The 14,925-nt window shown below is 54.4% G+C and carries 7 protein-coding genes; 4 read left to right on the forward strand and 3 right to left on the reverse strand.

Features of this window, described 5'->3' with window-relative positions:
- Positions 1-7: 7 nt before the first annotated feature.
- Genes EJP87_RS00945 through EJP87_RS00960 form a run of 4 tightly spaced genes read left to right on the forward strand, consistent with a single transcriptional unit; the run spans position 8 to position 9,513 of the window.
- Complete coding sequence (locus EJP87_RS00945) at positions 8-3,469, forward strand: PAS domain S-box protein (protein WP_130469989.1); 3,462 nt, start codon at positions 8-10, stop codon at positions 3,467-3,469.
- A gap of 17 nt (positions 3,470-3,486) precedes the next feature.
- On the forward strand, positions 3,487-4,584 hold the full coding sequence (locus EJP87_RS00950) for a response regulator (RefSeq protein WP_130469990.1): 1,098 nt from the start codon (positions 3,487-3,489) through the stop codon (positions 4,582-4,584).
- A gap of 37 nt (positions 4,585-4,621) precedes the next feature.
- Complete coding sequence (locus tag EJP87_RS00955; protein ID WP_227657391.1) at positions 4,622-5,545, forward strand: cytochrome-c peroxidase; 924 nt, start codon at positions 4,622-4,624, stop codon at positions 5,543-5,545.
- A complete protein-coding gene (locus tag EJP87_RS00960; RefSeq protein WP_130469992.1) occupies positions 5,542-9,513 on the forward strand; it encodes a PAS domain S-box protein in 3,972 nt (1,323 codons plus the stop codon). The genes EJP87_RS00955 and EJP87_RS00960 overlap by 4 nt, the downstream gene beginning before the upstream one ends.
- Positions 9,514-9,537: 24 nt before the next feature.
- On the opposite strand, the gene EJP87_RS00965 is transcribed toward EJP87_RS00960, so the two are convergent.
- From EJP87_RS00965 to EJP87_RS00975, 3 genes are read right to left on the reverse strand one after another with little or no spacing between them, the layout of a single operon-like run.
- A complete protein-coding gene (locus EJP87_RS00965) occupies positions 9,538-10,431 on the reverse strand; it encodes a response regulator (protein WP_130469993.1) in 894 nt (297 codons plus the stop codon).
- On the reverse strand, positions 10,428-13,991 hold the full coding sequence (locus EJP87_RS00970) for a PAS domain S-box protein (protein ID WP_130469994.1): 3,564 nt from the start codon (positions 13,989-13,991) through the stop codon (positions 10,428-10,430). Before EJP87_RS00970 ends, EJP87_RS00965 begins: the two co-directional genes overlap by 4 nt.
- Entirely contained in the window at positions 13,988-14,902 is a 915-nt protein-coding gene (locus EJP87_RS00975; protein ID WP_130469995.1) for a M48 family metallopeptidase, read from the reverse strand. The genes EJP87_RS00970 and EJP87_RS00975 overlap by 4 nt, the downstream gene beginning before the upstream one ends.
- Positions 14,903-14,925: the final 23 nt, after the last annotated feature.

Below are 14,925 nucleotides of genomic sequence, written 5' to 3' on the forward strand. Positions count from 1 at the left end.
TCTGCGTATGCACCGTCTGCTGGCACGACAGATCAAACGGATATTTGCTCTGGATGAAGAGGGGTTTGTCCAGGGAGTAGCCGAACTGCAACAGCGCTTGGGAGACAGTGATGCCTCCGATGCCGCTAAACGCATCTGTTCGGGTTTGCTTGAGTTTTCGCGGAGAGTGGGCGAGAGTTATGAGCAGCAAGAGCGGGATTTGGAGTTGCGTAACCGCAGTTTGTTGCTCAGTTCCGATGAGCTGAATCGTTTTAATGAGCGCTTGCGCGCGCAAGCAGAGCAGCAACAGCGGGTGATCGATTCGTTGCAGGAGACCGCCAACCGTTTGTTGTTAAGCTCAGGTCAGGATCTGTTGCGCAACGATGACTCCAGTTTGGAGCAGTTGACGGTTTTGATGGCACGTTTGGTGGAGGATTATCTGCTGGGACAAAGCCGGTTGCAGGAGGCGCATGCGCAACTGGAACGGCAAAAATTTGCTCTGGATCAGCATGCCATTGTCAGTATCACCGATACGGCTGGGCATATTTTGTATGCCAATGATAAATTTTGTCGGGTCAGTGGTTATAGCAAGCAGGAGTTGCTGGGGCAGGATCATCGCATGGTTGGCTCCGGCCAGCATGATAAAGCCTTTTTTCGTCATCTCTGGCAGACGATAGCCAATGGTGAGGTGTGGGAAGGAGAGATTTGCAACCGCAGTCGCAGTGGTGATCTCTATTGGGTGGCGGCAACCATTGTGCCCTATCTCAATGAACGGGGCAAACCGATTCAATATATTGCCATTCGTACCGATATTACTGCGCAAAAGATCATGGAGGAGCAGCTTCGGGAGAGTCGCAACTTTTTGCAGAGCTTGACCGATTCGATGGGCGAAGGGGTCTATGCCCTGGATATTCGTGGTCGTTGCACCTTCCTCAACCGGGAGGCAGAACGGCTGTTGGGATGGAGCCGTGACGAACTGCTCTTCCAGCATTTGCATGAGACAGTCCATTATCTGCGAGCGGATGGTTCAACACTGACCAGGGATGAGTGTCCGATCTGGCTTGCCAATCGTGCGGGAGAGATTTATCGTTCGGAAGATGAACATTTTATCCATCGTTCTGGGCAGATGTTTCCGGTCTCGGTCGTGGCGGTACCGATTATTGAAGAGGGGCGGATTGTTGGTTCGGTGGCGGTGTTTCAGGATATCAGCGCCCGCAAGTTGATGGAGGAGCAGCTTAAACGGGCCATGTATACTGCCGAGGCTGCCAGTCGCGCCAAAAGTGACTTTTTGGCCAATATGAGCCATGAAATTCGTACCCCCATGAATGCCATTATCGGTATGAGCCATTTGGCGCTGCATACCGACCTGACTCCTCGGCAACGCGATTATGTCAGCAAAATACATGGTTCGGCCAAAACTTTATTGCGTATCTTGAATGATATTCTAGACTTTTCCAAAATTGAGGCCGGACGTTTGGAGCTGGAGAGCGTGCTCTTTCGTCTCGATGAGGTTTTGGAGACGGTCATCACCCTGGTTGCTGTGCGCGCCTATGAAAAGGGCTTGGAGCTGCTCTGTTCCCGTGCACGCGGGGTTCCTGTGCATTTGCGTGGGGATCCGTTGCGTTTACAACAGGTGATGCTGAATCTTCTGGGCAACGCTGTTAAATTTACTGAACGCGGCGAGGTGGAGTTGCGGGTGGAGGTCAAAGAGCGGCGCAGCAGTGAGGTAGAGCTGCTCTTCTCGGTACGTGACAGTGGTATTGGCATCAAAGCAGAGCAGATTGAGACCTTGTTTGACTCTTTTACCCAGGCCGACAGCTCTACGACCCGTCAGTATGGGGGAACCGGTTTGGGTTTGGCGATCAGTCGTCGTTTGGTGGAGTTGATGGGGGGAGCAATTTCCGCATCAAGTCGTCCAGGGGAAGGGAGTCAATTTCGTTTTACGGTGCTGATGGGACTGATTGCCGATGAGGCGGAAGAGTGGCAACCGGCTCCTGAGTTGCGTGGGTTGAAGATTGGATTATCCGTGGAAAATCAACGCAATCGGGAGATATTGCATGAGTTGTTGGGTTCATTAACCTTCCAGATTTGTGAAGAGCACCCCTCTGAGCCAACGCTGCGTCCGGGGGGGTGGAACGAAAAGCCGGATCTGTTATTGTCCGATTATTGTTCGGCAGAGCGTAACGGGTTGCAGTGGTTGTTGGGGCAACGCTCCTGGAAGGAGTTATCCCATTTGCCGGCGGTGATTTTGTGTCCGCAACCGGAGATGGTGCGGATGCAAGAGGCATGTGGCAGTTTGGCACGGGTGCGTACTTTGCCAAAGCCGGTGACCGCTTCCCAACTGTTTGATGCGGTGGCCGAGTTGTTTGGGGCGATGCCGATCAGCCACAAGGCGACGGTCTCGCGTGATACGCAATGGGTGAGTGGTTTTCGTAGTTTGGCTGGCAAACGGGTGTTGCTGACCGAGGATAATCCGGTCAATCAACAGGTGGCGGTTGATCTTTTGGAGATGGTAGGCTTGGAGGTTGAGGTTGCCGGCAATGGCCGGGAGGCGGTGGAAGCGCTGCGCAAATTGACGTTTGACGTGGTTTTGATGGATGTGCAGATGCCGGTGATGGATGGCTATGATGCGACCCGTGCCCTGCGTCAAGAGCTGGGGGTAACCATTCCGATCATCGCCATGACTGCCAATGCCATGGTCGGAGATCGGGAAAAGAGTCTACAGGCAGGCATGAATGATCATGTCGCCAAACCGATTGATCCGCAACATCTGTTCAGTACTTTGCATAAATGGCTGCAAAAAGATGGGCAGAGCGGTGACGAGAAGATTGAGTCTCTTGGGCAGGAGATGCCGACTGGCGAGTCGATGCTGGGCGCTGTTGGCGGAGAGATTGCCGGAATCAATCGTGCGGAAGCACTCCGTCGCTGTGCCAACAATCCGGCCTTGCTGGAGCGTTTGTTGCGCCGTTTTGCTATTGATCAGCAGGATGTGGCCCGGCGTTTGCGGGAGAGTTGGGGGCAGGGAGAACAGCAGGAGGCGATTCGTTTGGCGCATACCCTGAAAGGGTTGGCGGGTAGTATTGGCGCCGAGGCGTTGCAGGAGGCGGCTCGACAGTTGGAGCAGGGGTTGATGGAAGCTTCGGCTGAGGTGGCGCAGTTTTTGGAGAGAGTAGAATCGATTCTCAATCCGCTATTGCTGGCCTTGGCAGCTCTCTTCTCTGCAGAACAAGAGCAAGAAAAAGTGCCGCAACGCGCTGAATTGACGCTGACAGAGCTGCAATCCTTGTTGGAACCACTGCGTGAGCCACTCAAGGCCAGGCAGGCAAAAGTCTGTCAAGGATTGGTGGAGCCATTGGAAAAGGCTGCGTTTCCTTTGTCGATTCAGGGGCGCGTGCACAATCTTTTGCGTTTGGTAAAAAAATATCGCCTCAAAGAGGCGGAGGTGGAGTTATTGGAGCTGTTGCAGCAGTGCACAAGCAAGACCCCATAGGCAGAAAGGGAACATTCATGTCGGACGAGCCAGCAGCAAAAATTTTTGTCGTGGATGATACCGAAACCAATATCGATATTTTATTGGAGACTTTGGGCGAGATCTATGATGTCAGTGTCGCCTTGGATGGGGTGACAGCACTGGAAGATATACCGGATCGTCATCCCGATTTGATTCTTTTGGATGTGATGATGCCGGAGATGGACGGCTATGAGGTTTGCCGTCGTCTGAAACAGGATGCCGCAACGCGAGACATACCGGTAATTTTTGTGACCGCCAAGCAGGAGACCGAGGATGAAACCTATGGTTTGGAGCTGGGCGCGGTGGACTATATCACCAAACCATTCAGTCCAGCGGTGGTTTTGGCGCGGGTGCGGACCCATCTGCAACTGCTGCAGGCGCGTCGGGAGTTGGCAGAGGCCAATGAGGTTTTGGAAGAGAAGGTGCGCCATCGTACCGAGCAGTTGCATCAAAAAAATCTTGAATTGGAACAGACCCGCCTGGAGATTATTCGCCGTTTGGGTCGGGCTGCTGAATACAAGGACAACGAAACCGGATTGCACGTCATCCGCATGAGTCACTATTCCCGCCTGTTGGCTCTGGCGGCAGGCATGGGGGAAAAATGGGCGGACACCTTGTTGAACGCTGCTCCCATGCACGATATTGGCAAGATTGGCATCCCGGATATTATTTTGCTGAAACCGGGTCGGTTAACCGAAGAGGAGTGGCAGATCATGCGCAGCCATCCAGAGATTGGTGCCGGGATCATCGGCGATCAATCCTCTGACCTGTTGCAGATGGCCCGTTCTGTTGCCTTGACCCACCATGAAAAGTGGGATGGTTCCGGTTATCCGCATGGTTTGCAGGGAGAAGAGATTCCCATCGCGGGGCGTATTGTGGCCATTGCCGATGTTTTTGATGCTTTGACTACCAAAAGACCCTACAAACCGGCCTGGAGCATTGAACAGGCGACCGACTTGTTGCGCAAGAATGCGGGTAGCCATTTTGACCCGCAGTTGGTGCCTTTGTTTGTCACAATTTTGCCACAGGTGTTGGCGATACGGGAGAGTTGGAAAGAGCAGGAGTATGAGGAATCGTTTGCCGACATGCGTTAACCTGCTCAGGGTGCTGATTATTTGCCTTGCGATAGGCGTGGGCAATGCGCTGCTGGCGGAAGGTTGGGATCGGGAACCGGTCCAACCTTTGCCGACCTGTACCCAGTTGTCGCTGGCGAAGGTGCAGTTGGGACGGATTTTGTTTCAGGATCCGCGTCTCTCTTTCAATGACAGCCGTTCGTGTGCGAGTTGCCATCCTCTGGAGCGTTGGGGTAGTGACAACCTGCCCTTGTCGCAGCGTGCCGATGGCTCTCTGACAGAATTGAACACGCCCACGGTCTATAATGTGCGCTATCAGATTGCCCAATTCTGGAATGGTCGGGTACGCACTCTGGAAGAGCAGGCGGAAGAGGCAATACGCATCGAGATGAACAAAAGCTGGCCGGAGCTGGAACAGAAGTTGGCTGCTGATTCTTTCTATCGCGAGGCTTTTGCCCGTATCTATCATGGCAAGGTGCAGGCTGTGCATATTCAGAATGCGCTGGCAGAATTTGTACGCTCTTTGGTGCTGGCCAACAGCCGCTTTGATCGCTATTTGCGTGGAGAAAAAGAGGCGATTTCCCAGTTGGAACGCGAAGGCTATCAGCTCTTTAAGGAGATTGGCTGTGCTTCCTGTCATCAGGGGGTCAATCTGGGTGGCAATTTATACCAAAAATCAGGAATATTTTTGGATCGTCGCCGCGAGGGAGGGTGGCAGTGGGCAGAGCATAGCCATGAAACGCAAGACCGTTTTCGCGTGACCGGCAATGATGAGGATCGTCAGGTGTTCAAAGTGCCCTCGTTGCGTCTGGTAACGCGCAGCGCACCCTATTTCCATGATGGTAGTGTTCCTACCCTGGAGGAGGCGGTGCATCGTATGGCACGTATGCAGTTGGGTCGCACTTTGAGCCGCACCGATGTTGCCAAACTGTTGGCCTTCTTGGCGACCTTGGAGGGGAGTTTGGCAGGAGCTTGTCCATGAAGCGCGGGGGGATCTTGCGCTGGGTGGCCGGCATTGTGATCAGTGGCTTGATGATCTGGTTGGCCAACCAGATCGGTGTGGAACAACGTCCCTATCAAGAGCTGGATGAGTTGGTGGCGCGCTCTGCCGACATGGAGACGCGCATCAATCAGCAGTTGGTACTGATCCGTTTTGGTTTGTTGCCCCATTATGATGATACGGTCAGCTATCAACAGCAGGTTCTTTTGGCATTGCAGCAGGCGCAACAACCGTTGCAATGGCTGCAGGCCGATGCACTGGATTATCGTCAGGCATGGTTGATTCTGCAACAGGATGTTCTGCAAAAATTGGCCTGGATCGAACAGTTTAAGTCGGGTCATGCCATTCTGAAAAACTCTCTTTCCCATCTTCCGATTATGGCCATGGAACCTCTGGCCGAACAACAGCCCCCCGCAGTTGAGCAGCAACAGTCGCAGCATCAGGAGGTGATCTCACTGGTAGCCTTGCTGGCGGAGTTGGTGTTGTTGCCCGGCAATCAGGAAGAGGATGTTGTGCTGCATAGACTGGAAGGACATGTGAGCGGATTGGCCAAACATCCCCGTTTTGCCGATCTTCTGGCGCATGTGATGCTGATTTTGCAGTGGAAGCCGCGTACCGATCAACTGCTCTATCAAATTCTGGATGTCCCGATTGCCGACCGCTGGCATCGCTTGATGCGGGTTGCTTCCGACCATTTGGAGCGTGATCGCAAGGTTTCTTCCGGTTATCAGGTGTTATTGATCTGTGCCTCCTTTTTGTTGCTGTGGCTGTTTGGGGATGCTCTGTGGCGTTTGAAGGTGGCAGCATCGAGGCAGTTGCGCTTGCAAAAGGTGGTGGAGGATGTGGAAGATGCCATTGCCGCGACCGATCCTGTCGGCAGGATTCAATATATCAATCCTGGTTTTGTGCGCTTGAGTGGCCTCTCTCTGCCTGAGTTGGAGGGGCGCTATTTTTATGACTTGACCGATACCTTGCATGAAGCAACCGATCAAGAGGCGATTCGTCAAGCCATTTTGCGTGGTGTCCCTTGGCAGGGTTTGATGGCAATACGTTGCTGTAGCGACTCACAAGAGGCAGAGAATGAGGTGCGCTGGCAGCAGTTTCGTTTGACCCCTATTTTTGCCAAAGGGGGGCGTTTGGATGGTTTTGTCATGTTGGCGCATGATATTACCCATCTGAAAAAGACCGAAGAGGCGCTGATGCGGGCCAAGGAGCGGGCGGAAAATGCCGACCGTGCCAAGGGTGTGGTCAATGATATTTTGCAGTTGTCTTTGTTGTCGGAGCCGCTGCCGGTGATCATGCAGCATGCTTTGCAACGGATCTTGGCTATTCCCTGGTTGCCGGTAGAGAGACGGGGGGCGGTCTTTCTCAAAATGGTTGGTCAAAATCGTTTGCAGATGAGCGCCCAGGTCGATCTGCATCCAGAATTGCTACAGCGTTGTGCGCACATTCGGATCGGGCAGTGTTTGTGTGGTCGGGCGGCAGAAACAAGAGAGCTGCTTTTTGCTGCGCATGTGGATGAGCGCCATGAGATTCGTTTTGATGGGATGCAGCCGCATGGGCATCTCTGTTTGCCGATTCAAGCGGGTGAGCAGTTGCTGGGGGTATTAAATCTCTATTTGCGTTCAGGGGCACGACAAGAGGAGTTGGCAGGTGATTTTCTTGGTTTGGTGACCACCACCCTGGCCGGTTTGATTGAGCGTAAACGGGCTGAAGAGATGTTGCAAAAGCTCTATCATGCGGTGGAACAGAGTCCGGTAACGGTGGTGATCACCGATTTGCGTGGTATTATTGAATATGTCAATCCCAAGTTTTGCGAAAATACCGGTTACAGTCGCGAGGAGGCGATAGGCCAACATACCCGTATTCTGAAATCGGGCCATACCCAGCCGCAAGAGTATCATCAGCTCTGGGAATCGATTATGGCGGGTCGGGAGTGGCATGGGGAGTTTCACACCCGCAAAAAGAGTGGCGACTGTTTTTGGGAGTCGGTCTCCATCTCGCCACTGCGTGGGGTCAATGGCGAGATCACCCACTTTGTGGCGGTCAAGGAGGATATTACTCTGCGCAAAGAGATGGATCAGCAGTTGCGCAACGCCAAGCAGGCGGCGGAAGAGGCCAACCGGGCCAAGAGTGAATTTTTGGCCAACATGAGCCATGAGATTCGCACCCCGATGAATGCCATTATCGGCATGAGCGGTTTGTGTCTGCGCAGCAACCTGACGGAAAAACAGGAGGGTTATCTGCGCAAGATCGAGCGGGCTGCCCATTCGTTGTTACGGATTTTGAATGATATTCTGGATTTTTCCAAGATTGAAGCCCGCCGTTTGGAGATGGAACGGCTGGTTTTTCCTTTGTCTGATGTTTTGGAACATTTGGCAACAGTGTTGGCTCTGCCAGCCGAGGAAAAGGGGCTCTCTTTGAGCATAGAGCGGCACGAGGATGTGCCGAGCCGGTTGATAGGGGATGCGCTGCGCTTGCAACAGGTGTTGCTCAATTTGGCGGGAAATGCGGTCAAATTTACCGAACGGGGTGCAGTGCAGATTCGGGTTGCGGTGGAGGAAGCATCGGCAGAGCAGGTGTTGTTGTGTTTTGAGGTGCAGGATAGTGGCATCGGCATGACCGAGGCCGAACAAAAAAAGCTCTTTCAATCGTTTTCCCAGGCCGACAGTTCGACCACCCGCCGCTATGGTGGCACTGGTCTGGGTTTGTCGATCAGTCGGCATCTGGTGGAGATGATGCAAGGCACTATTGCGGTACAGAGCCAGCCGGGAGAGGGCAGCACTTTTCGATTTACTGCCCGTTTTGACCTGCCCTCGGCAGAGGAGGGGGAGGAGGAACTGGAAGGTTTAGGTCGGCACTCGTTGGAGCTCTATCGCGATCTGTTAGGGGAGCGTAGTCAGCAGGGGCCGATTTTGCTGGTAGAGGATAATGCCTTCAATCAGCAGGTGGCACAGGAGCTGTTGACCTTGGCAGGTTTTACAGTGCAGTTGGCGGAGAATGGATTGCAGGCAGTGCAGGCGGTGCAGAAGGGGGAGTTGTTTGTCGCCATATTGATGGATCTGCAGATGCCAGTGATGGATGGATATGAGGCGACCAGACAGATTCGGGCGCTTCCTGAGGGCAGAGAGTTGCCCATTCTGGCGATGACAGCCAACGTCATGGCGGGAGAGCGGGAACACTGCCTGGAACTGGGCATGAATGACCATTTGGCCAAACCAATTGATGTTGATCTGCTGTTTCAAAGTTTGTTGCGTCATCTGCATCCCCAGGGCTTGCACGCCTTGCAAGAACAGCGTGCGGCACAGGCGGTACAGAGCCGTCATCCACCAGGAGAGATTCCTCCCTTGCCTGGTTTGGCCTGGCAGGGGGCTTTAGTCCGCTTGGGAGGGAACACGGCGCTTTTTGGCAAATTGATGATGCGTTTTCTGGAAGGGCAGCGTCAAGCCGATCAAGAGTTGCGCCAGTCGTTGGCTGTGGAAGATCTGCAGGCAGCGGAGCGATTGTTGCACACCTTGAAGGGGGTGGCGGGCAGTGTCGGGGCGCTACGTTTGCAAGAGTGCAGCGCGCAGTTGGAAGAGATGGTAGCGGCTGGCCGCTATCCAGAGGAGGAGTCGTTGTTGCAACTCTCTCTCCTGTTGCAGGAGGTGGTCACCATTTTGGAGAAGGGGTGTGCTACCTGGCAAGGCGGAGAGCAGGCAGGAGCAACGGCTGGGGAGAATAACAGCCTGCAGGTGGAGCAGTTGCGTACCTTGATCGAGGAGATGTTGCCGCATCTGCAGGCCAGTCGGCCCAAACCCTGTTTTCCGCTGCTGAGCGAGATGCGCCGCTTTGCCGGGCAGGGAGAGGAGTTGGCCAGTATCGAACGGCTGGAACAGCGTCTGCGCAAATATCGTATGAAAGAGGCGCTGCAGGAGCTGGAGGTGTTGCAGAAATCTCTGCAGGGTTAGTGCATACTCCAGAGGATCATCTGCTTACCTGTTGCGCAGCACACGAGTAACCACGGTGTTGCCGTTGCCTTGATATTCCAGACCATCAAAGCTGCCCGCCTTGGACATGGCCACACCGCGGCCATGCAGATCAAAGGCGCGTTCGGTACTAAATTCCAGATAGGGTTGCCAATTAAATCCCGCTCCCTGATCGATGATGGTGACCATGCACATCTCGCTGCTGTTTTCCAGGCGCACCGTCACTTTGCGCTCCCGATAGGGAGGTTGTTGCAGGCGCGTCTCCACCTCCTGGCGCCAGATACCACTGAGCACCAGTTGGCTCTTTTCCGCATAGGAGATACCGAGATTGCCATGTTCGATAGCGTTGATCAACAACTCCGAATAGCCACCGATGGTGCGCTCTGGTTGTTGACTGACCTCGGCCAACAGCAAAGAGATCTTTTCCGCCTCCGGCAGGGTTTGTAACTGAAACTCTGCCTGTCGCAACAGATGCAAAGCCATGGTCTTCTGACCAATCTGCTGGCGCAACTCCCTCTTTTGCCGCACATCCTGCAGGGCATTGCGTATGACACAGCGCAACACATTTTCCGGGGAAGGTTTGGTCAGATAATAATAGGCGCCGGCTGCCAGTCCGGCAGCAATCTCCTGTTGGCGATCGTGTCCGGTCAGCATCACCACCGGCAGCTCGCGAAAACGTGCATCCGCTTTCAGTCTCTGGAGCAGTTCCATGCCATCCATGCGCGGCATCTGCCAGTCGAGAAGGATTAAATCAAATGGTTCACTGTACTCTTCCAGGCGTTGCCACGCATCCAAGCCATCCTCGGAGCCGGTAACCGCATATCCGGCCTCTTGCAACAGCTCTTCAGTAACCGAACGCATGAACGCATCATCATCGACAATCAATAACCGTTCGTTCATTCACTGTCCCCCTTGTGTTGCAAAAATGCTTCAATGGCCAGTTGACTCTCCTGCATCAATCCTTGCAGCGTGGGCCATAAAAGCTGCTTGCACTGTTCTTCATCACCCGCTTTACCGGCACGTTCCGTCGTTTGCAACAGTTCGCCCAGGCGCAGCGCTCCCACCATGCGCGCTGCCGACTTAAAAGCATGGGCAATCTGCCCTACCTTGTCCATTTGCCCAGCTTCCAAAGCCTCCTGGATGGCACCCATCTGTTGCGGGGCGCTGTGCAAAAATTTTTCCAACAGACGCCGCTGCATCTGGGGATTTTCTCCCACCATCCGGCTTATGGTGGAGGCATCCCATAGCGGCAACTCCATACTCTCCTCTTCCTGCTGGGCCGCCACAGAGGAGGGATGGCTCGGCTCGCCTTTGTCCGTGGAGGATGCTCTCCTCTCTGTGGTGCCAGTCAAGGAGATCTCCTTGGTTGTGGCAGTCGTTGGACAGTGCTCATTGGCGCTATCCGCTGCGGTATTCTGAGCCAATGGCAGCCATTTGTTGAGCATGGCACCCAGTTCAGCCATGCGCAATGGCTTGGAGAGATAATCATCCATGCCGTGCGCCAGACAGCGTTCTGCCTCTCCCTGCAAGGCGTTGGCAGTCACGGCAATGATCGGTCGATGTTGGCCAGGCTTCTCTTCCTGCAAAATGGCAGTGGTTAAAGAAAAACCATCCCGGTTGGGCATATGACAGTCGGTCAACAGCAGGGCATAGCGACCACTGCGCCACATGTGCAAGGCCACCTCTCCATCTTCGGCCACTTCGGCAGCATAACCCAACAGACGCAGTTGTTCACTGATCACCTCACGGTTGATTTCATTATCCTCTGCCAGCAAAATCAATGTTCCGCTGGCGATGGCTTCGTCGATGCTGGGCACTGCTTGCCGGGGGCGTTGCCGACGCTCGGTCATGGCGACCAAGGCACTGGCCTTCATGCGGCCACTGGCCACCGCCAAGTTGGCAATCAACTCCTGGTAGAGAAGCGGCATGGCCGGAATGGCCACACAGCCAGACCAGGAGGCAGCCCGTGCCTGTCGCTGCAGACGCAGTAAGCGTATTCCTGCAGGCAAGGAATGGGCAGGGATCTCCTGTTCTTCCGCATCCACCAACAGCAAGGAGTGCTCCTGTGCCGGAGGATCTGTTTGCCAATGCTGTTGCAGTTGTTCCAGGGAGGCAAACAGCACACTCTGCGCTCCTGCAGCCTGACTGTAGGCAAGGAGAATCTGTGCGTAGATGGTATCGCCAGCAACAATATACAGGGTCAATCCCTGGAGTATGATTTCGGAGGTGGCAGAGTGCGTGGGAGGAGGGGCAGAGGGCTCCAAAGGAAGGGTGACTGTAAACTCGGTCAAGCTTCCTGGTATGCTTTGTACAGTGATCGTGCCCCCCATTAATTCCACCAGACGATGGGTGATGCTGAGCCCCAGGCCGGTGCCACCATATTTTCGTGAGGTGCTGGCATCGGCCTGACTGAAAGGGCGGAAGAGTTTTTTTAAGTTTTCCTGAGCAATGCCAATTCCGTTGTCGCGAATGTGCAGGGAAAAGTGGTGTTGCTTATCCTTGTGCAGTTCGGCGCGGACAGCCACTCTTCCCTGTTGTTGGGGGGTGCTGCTGGTAAATTTGACGGCGTTGCCAACCAGGTTGAGAATGATCTGTCGCAAGCGGGTAGGATCGGCAAGCAGCCAACGCGGCAGTTGCGGATCCACAAAAACCGATAGATCCAGGGATTTATTGCTGGCTGTGGCAAACATCAGTTGCACCGCGCCTTCCACCACTTCGCGCAACTGCATGGGTGTGCGTTCCACCACCATTTTACCGGCTTCAATTTTGGAAAAATCCAGAATATCATTGAGAATGTTGAGCAGGCTAAGCGATGACTCCTGGATGGTGGAGAGCATCCGTCGCTGGGAGGCGTTGAGTGCGCTTTGCTGCATCAGATCCAGCATGCCGATGATACCATTCATCGGCGTGCGAATCTCATGGCTCATATTGGCCAAAAAGTCCGATTTGACACGGGCCGCCTCCTCGGCAGCCTGTTTCGCCTCTTCCATGGCCAGTTCCACATCCTTTTGATCGGTGATGTCAATCACGGTACCGGTCATCAAGAGCGCTTTCCCTTCATGATTGCGCTGAGCAACATAACCGCGCACATTCAACCAGCGCAGACGTTCTCCCGCCAACAGGCTGGGAAAGGTGCTATTAAAAAATTCACTTTTGCCTGAGATGGTTCCCTGCAAGGCGGTCAGGGTTTCATCCACATGATCGGCATGTTCCGCACAAAGCTCTTTGGTGTGCGTCAGCAGTTGCATCAGCTCGCTCAATCGGTAGGATTTATCGCTGGCGGTGGAGGAGGGCATGCCAAGCAGGCGAGCAGTGGTATCCAGGGCGTGAAAGGTATCCTCCTCGTTAAAATCGATCCACCATGCGCCCACAGAGGCCGATTCCAGCGAGCCATATACCAATTGGTTGAGGATGCGGATGCGCGTTTCTGCCTGTCGGCGTTGGCTGACATCGCGAAAAACCACTGCTGCCCCAATCAGTCGTCCCTCTTGCCGCATTGGTACCGAGCTGTATTCGATTGGGATACCGGTACCATCTTTGCGCCAATAGAGTTCATCCTCCACATGGCTGGGAATACCTTGTTGATAGGCTTTGCGGGTTGGGCATTGGCTGGCTGGATAGGGGGCGCCGTTGGCAAAGGTGTGGTGAATGGTGCTGTGCATGGGGATGCCGATCAACTCTTCGACACTCCAGCCGAGAATGGAGGCGGCTGCCTGATTGGCAAAGGTGGTGATGCCATTGGTATCCATAACAAAAATGCCATCGGCAACCGAGGCAAGAATCAAGGCATGACGAGCCTCTGAAGCCCGGAGCGCCTCTTCCATCTGTTTGCGTGTGGTGATGTCGAGGACTGTGCCCACCATGCGGGTAGCCTTGCCATCATCCGCATAGGAGACAATGGCCCCGCGTGAAACCAGCCAACGAATATTGCCAGTTTTGGTGATGGCCCGATATTCGGCCACATAGCGCTCTTCTTGACCGTTGAGACAGGCTTGACCCAGTTGTAAAACCCGCTCCCGATCGTTGGGATGAATGGTGTTCAACCAGAAGGAGCGGTGCAAGGGGGTGATCTCTTCCAGGGTATAACCGAGCATTTCGGCCCATGTGCCATTGACGATCATGGTTTCCGAGAGCAGATCCACATCCCAGAGACCGAGGTTGCCACCTTCCAGGGCCAGACTGAGTCGTTGTTCAATCTGGCGGCGCTCTTCGACCTCCCGCCCCAAGCGATGATTCCACTTCAGGACCGCAGCCAAAACCAGTATACCCAAACCCATACCCAGCAGTGATTGCCAGAGAGAAAAGGGGGAGCTGCTCAAAACAGCGCCCATTTCTGGGTCGTCGATAGCGTAGAGGGTGCGCACCCTGCCGAACTCGGACAGGAGCAGAGCGAGGAGGGAGAGCCATGGCAAACGGGGAGAGGGCATCAACCCATTTTGAGGCAACAGGGTTCGCTTCAACGTCGTTTTTTCTCCTCGGCGAGACGCTGGGCGAGGCTGTTTTGGTAGAGGGGCATCACTTCTGCGAGGGTCGCCTGATTTTGTTCGATACGGGTATCATCGCTGGGATGGGTGGAGAAAAATTCGGGGGTATTTTGTTTATTTTTGTGAGCCTCTTCTTTGAAACGGCCCCACAGTTCGACCGCTTTTTGTGGGTTATAGCCTGCCATGGCCATAAAATACATTCCCATGCGATCGGCTTCTGATTCATGCAGGCGGCTGTAGGGCAACAGTACCCCATAGGTGGCAGCGGCGCCAAAGCCTGCTGCCAGCAATCTGGCTTTATTTTGATCAGAGGCGGAGCTGTTTTTGGTCATAGCCCCGGCGGCGACGGCGGAGACGGCAGCACCGGCCACTGAGGCGAGTGCTTGTTGACTGGCGCGTTCGCTGCCATGTTGGGCGATGGCATGGGCCACCTCATGGCCAAGGACGGCGGCCAACCCCTCTTCGTCGCGTGTGAGAGGCAAGATGCCGGTGTAGACGACAATTTTGCCTCCTGGCATGCAGAAGGCATTGGGGGTTTTATCCTCATCGACCAGGGTAAACTGCCAATGATAGCCTGCCAGAAGCTGTTCTTGATGGCGTTCTTGCAGATAGCGTTCCACGGCATGTTGGATACGGCTGCCGACCTGTTGCACCATTTGTGCTTCACGGCTGCCCCGAATGACTCGAGCGGTTTTCAAAAAATCATCATAGGCACGCGCTGAATCGGCGATCATTTGGCTGGGGGGGATGAGAGCCAATTGACTGCGACCGGTAAGTGGGACGTTTTGGCAGGCGCCGAGCAGCAGCACCAGGGTACTGGCGGCAAGGAGAGTATGGCGCAGCCGATGCTTGGTGCGGTTGCGGGAAAAGAGCGCGGTGGTTGTCATTGAGTCACTCCCAGAAAGTTGGA

The organism is Candidatus Magnetaquicoccus inordinatus (assembly GCF_004217665.1).
GTDB classification, from domain to species: Bacteria; Pseudomonadota; Magnetococcia; order Magnetococcales; family Magnetaquicoccaceae; genus Magnetaquicoccus; species Magnetaquicoccus inordinatus.

Coding starts and splice junctions, on each gene's coding strand:
- EJP87_RS00945 (WP_130469989.1), top strand. CDS start 8: ATGCACCGTCTGCTGGCACGACAGATCAAACGGATATTTGCTCTGGAT.
- EJP87_RS00950 (WP_130469990.1), top strand. CDS start 3,487: ATGTCGGACGAGCCAGCAGCAAAAATTTTTGTCGTGGATGATACCGAA.
- EJP87_RS00960 (WP_130469992.1), top strand. CDS start 5,542: ATGAAGCGCGGGGGGATCTTGCGCTGGGTGGCCGGCATTGTGATCAGT.
- EJP87_RS00965 (WP_130469993.1), bottom strand. CDS start 10,431: ATGAACGAACGGTTATTGATTGTCGATGATGATGCGTTCATGCGTTCG.
- EJP87_RS00975 (WP_130469995.1), bottom strand. CDS start 14,902: ATGACAACCACCGCGCTCTTTTCCCGCAACCGCACCAAGCATCGGCTG.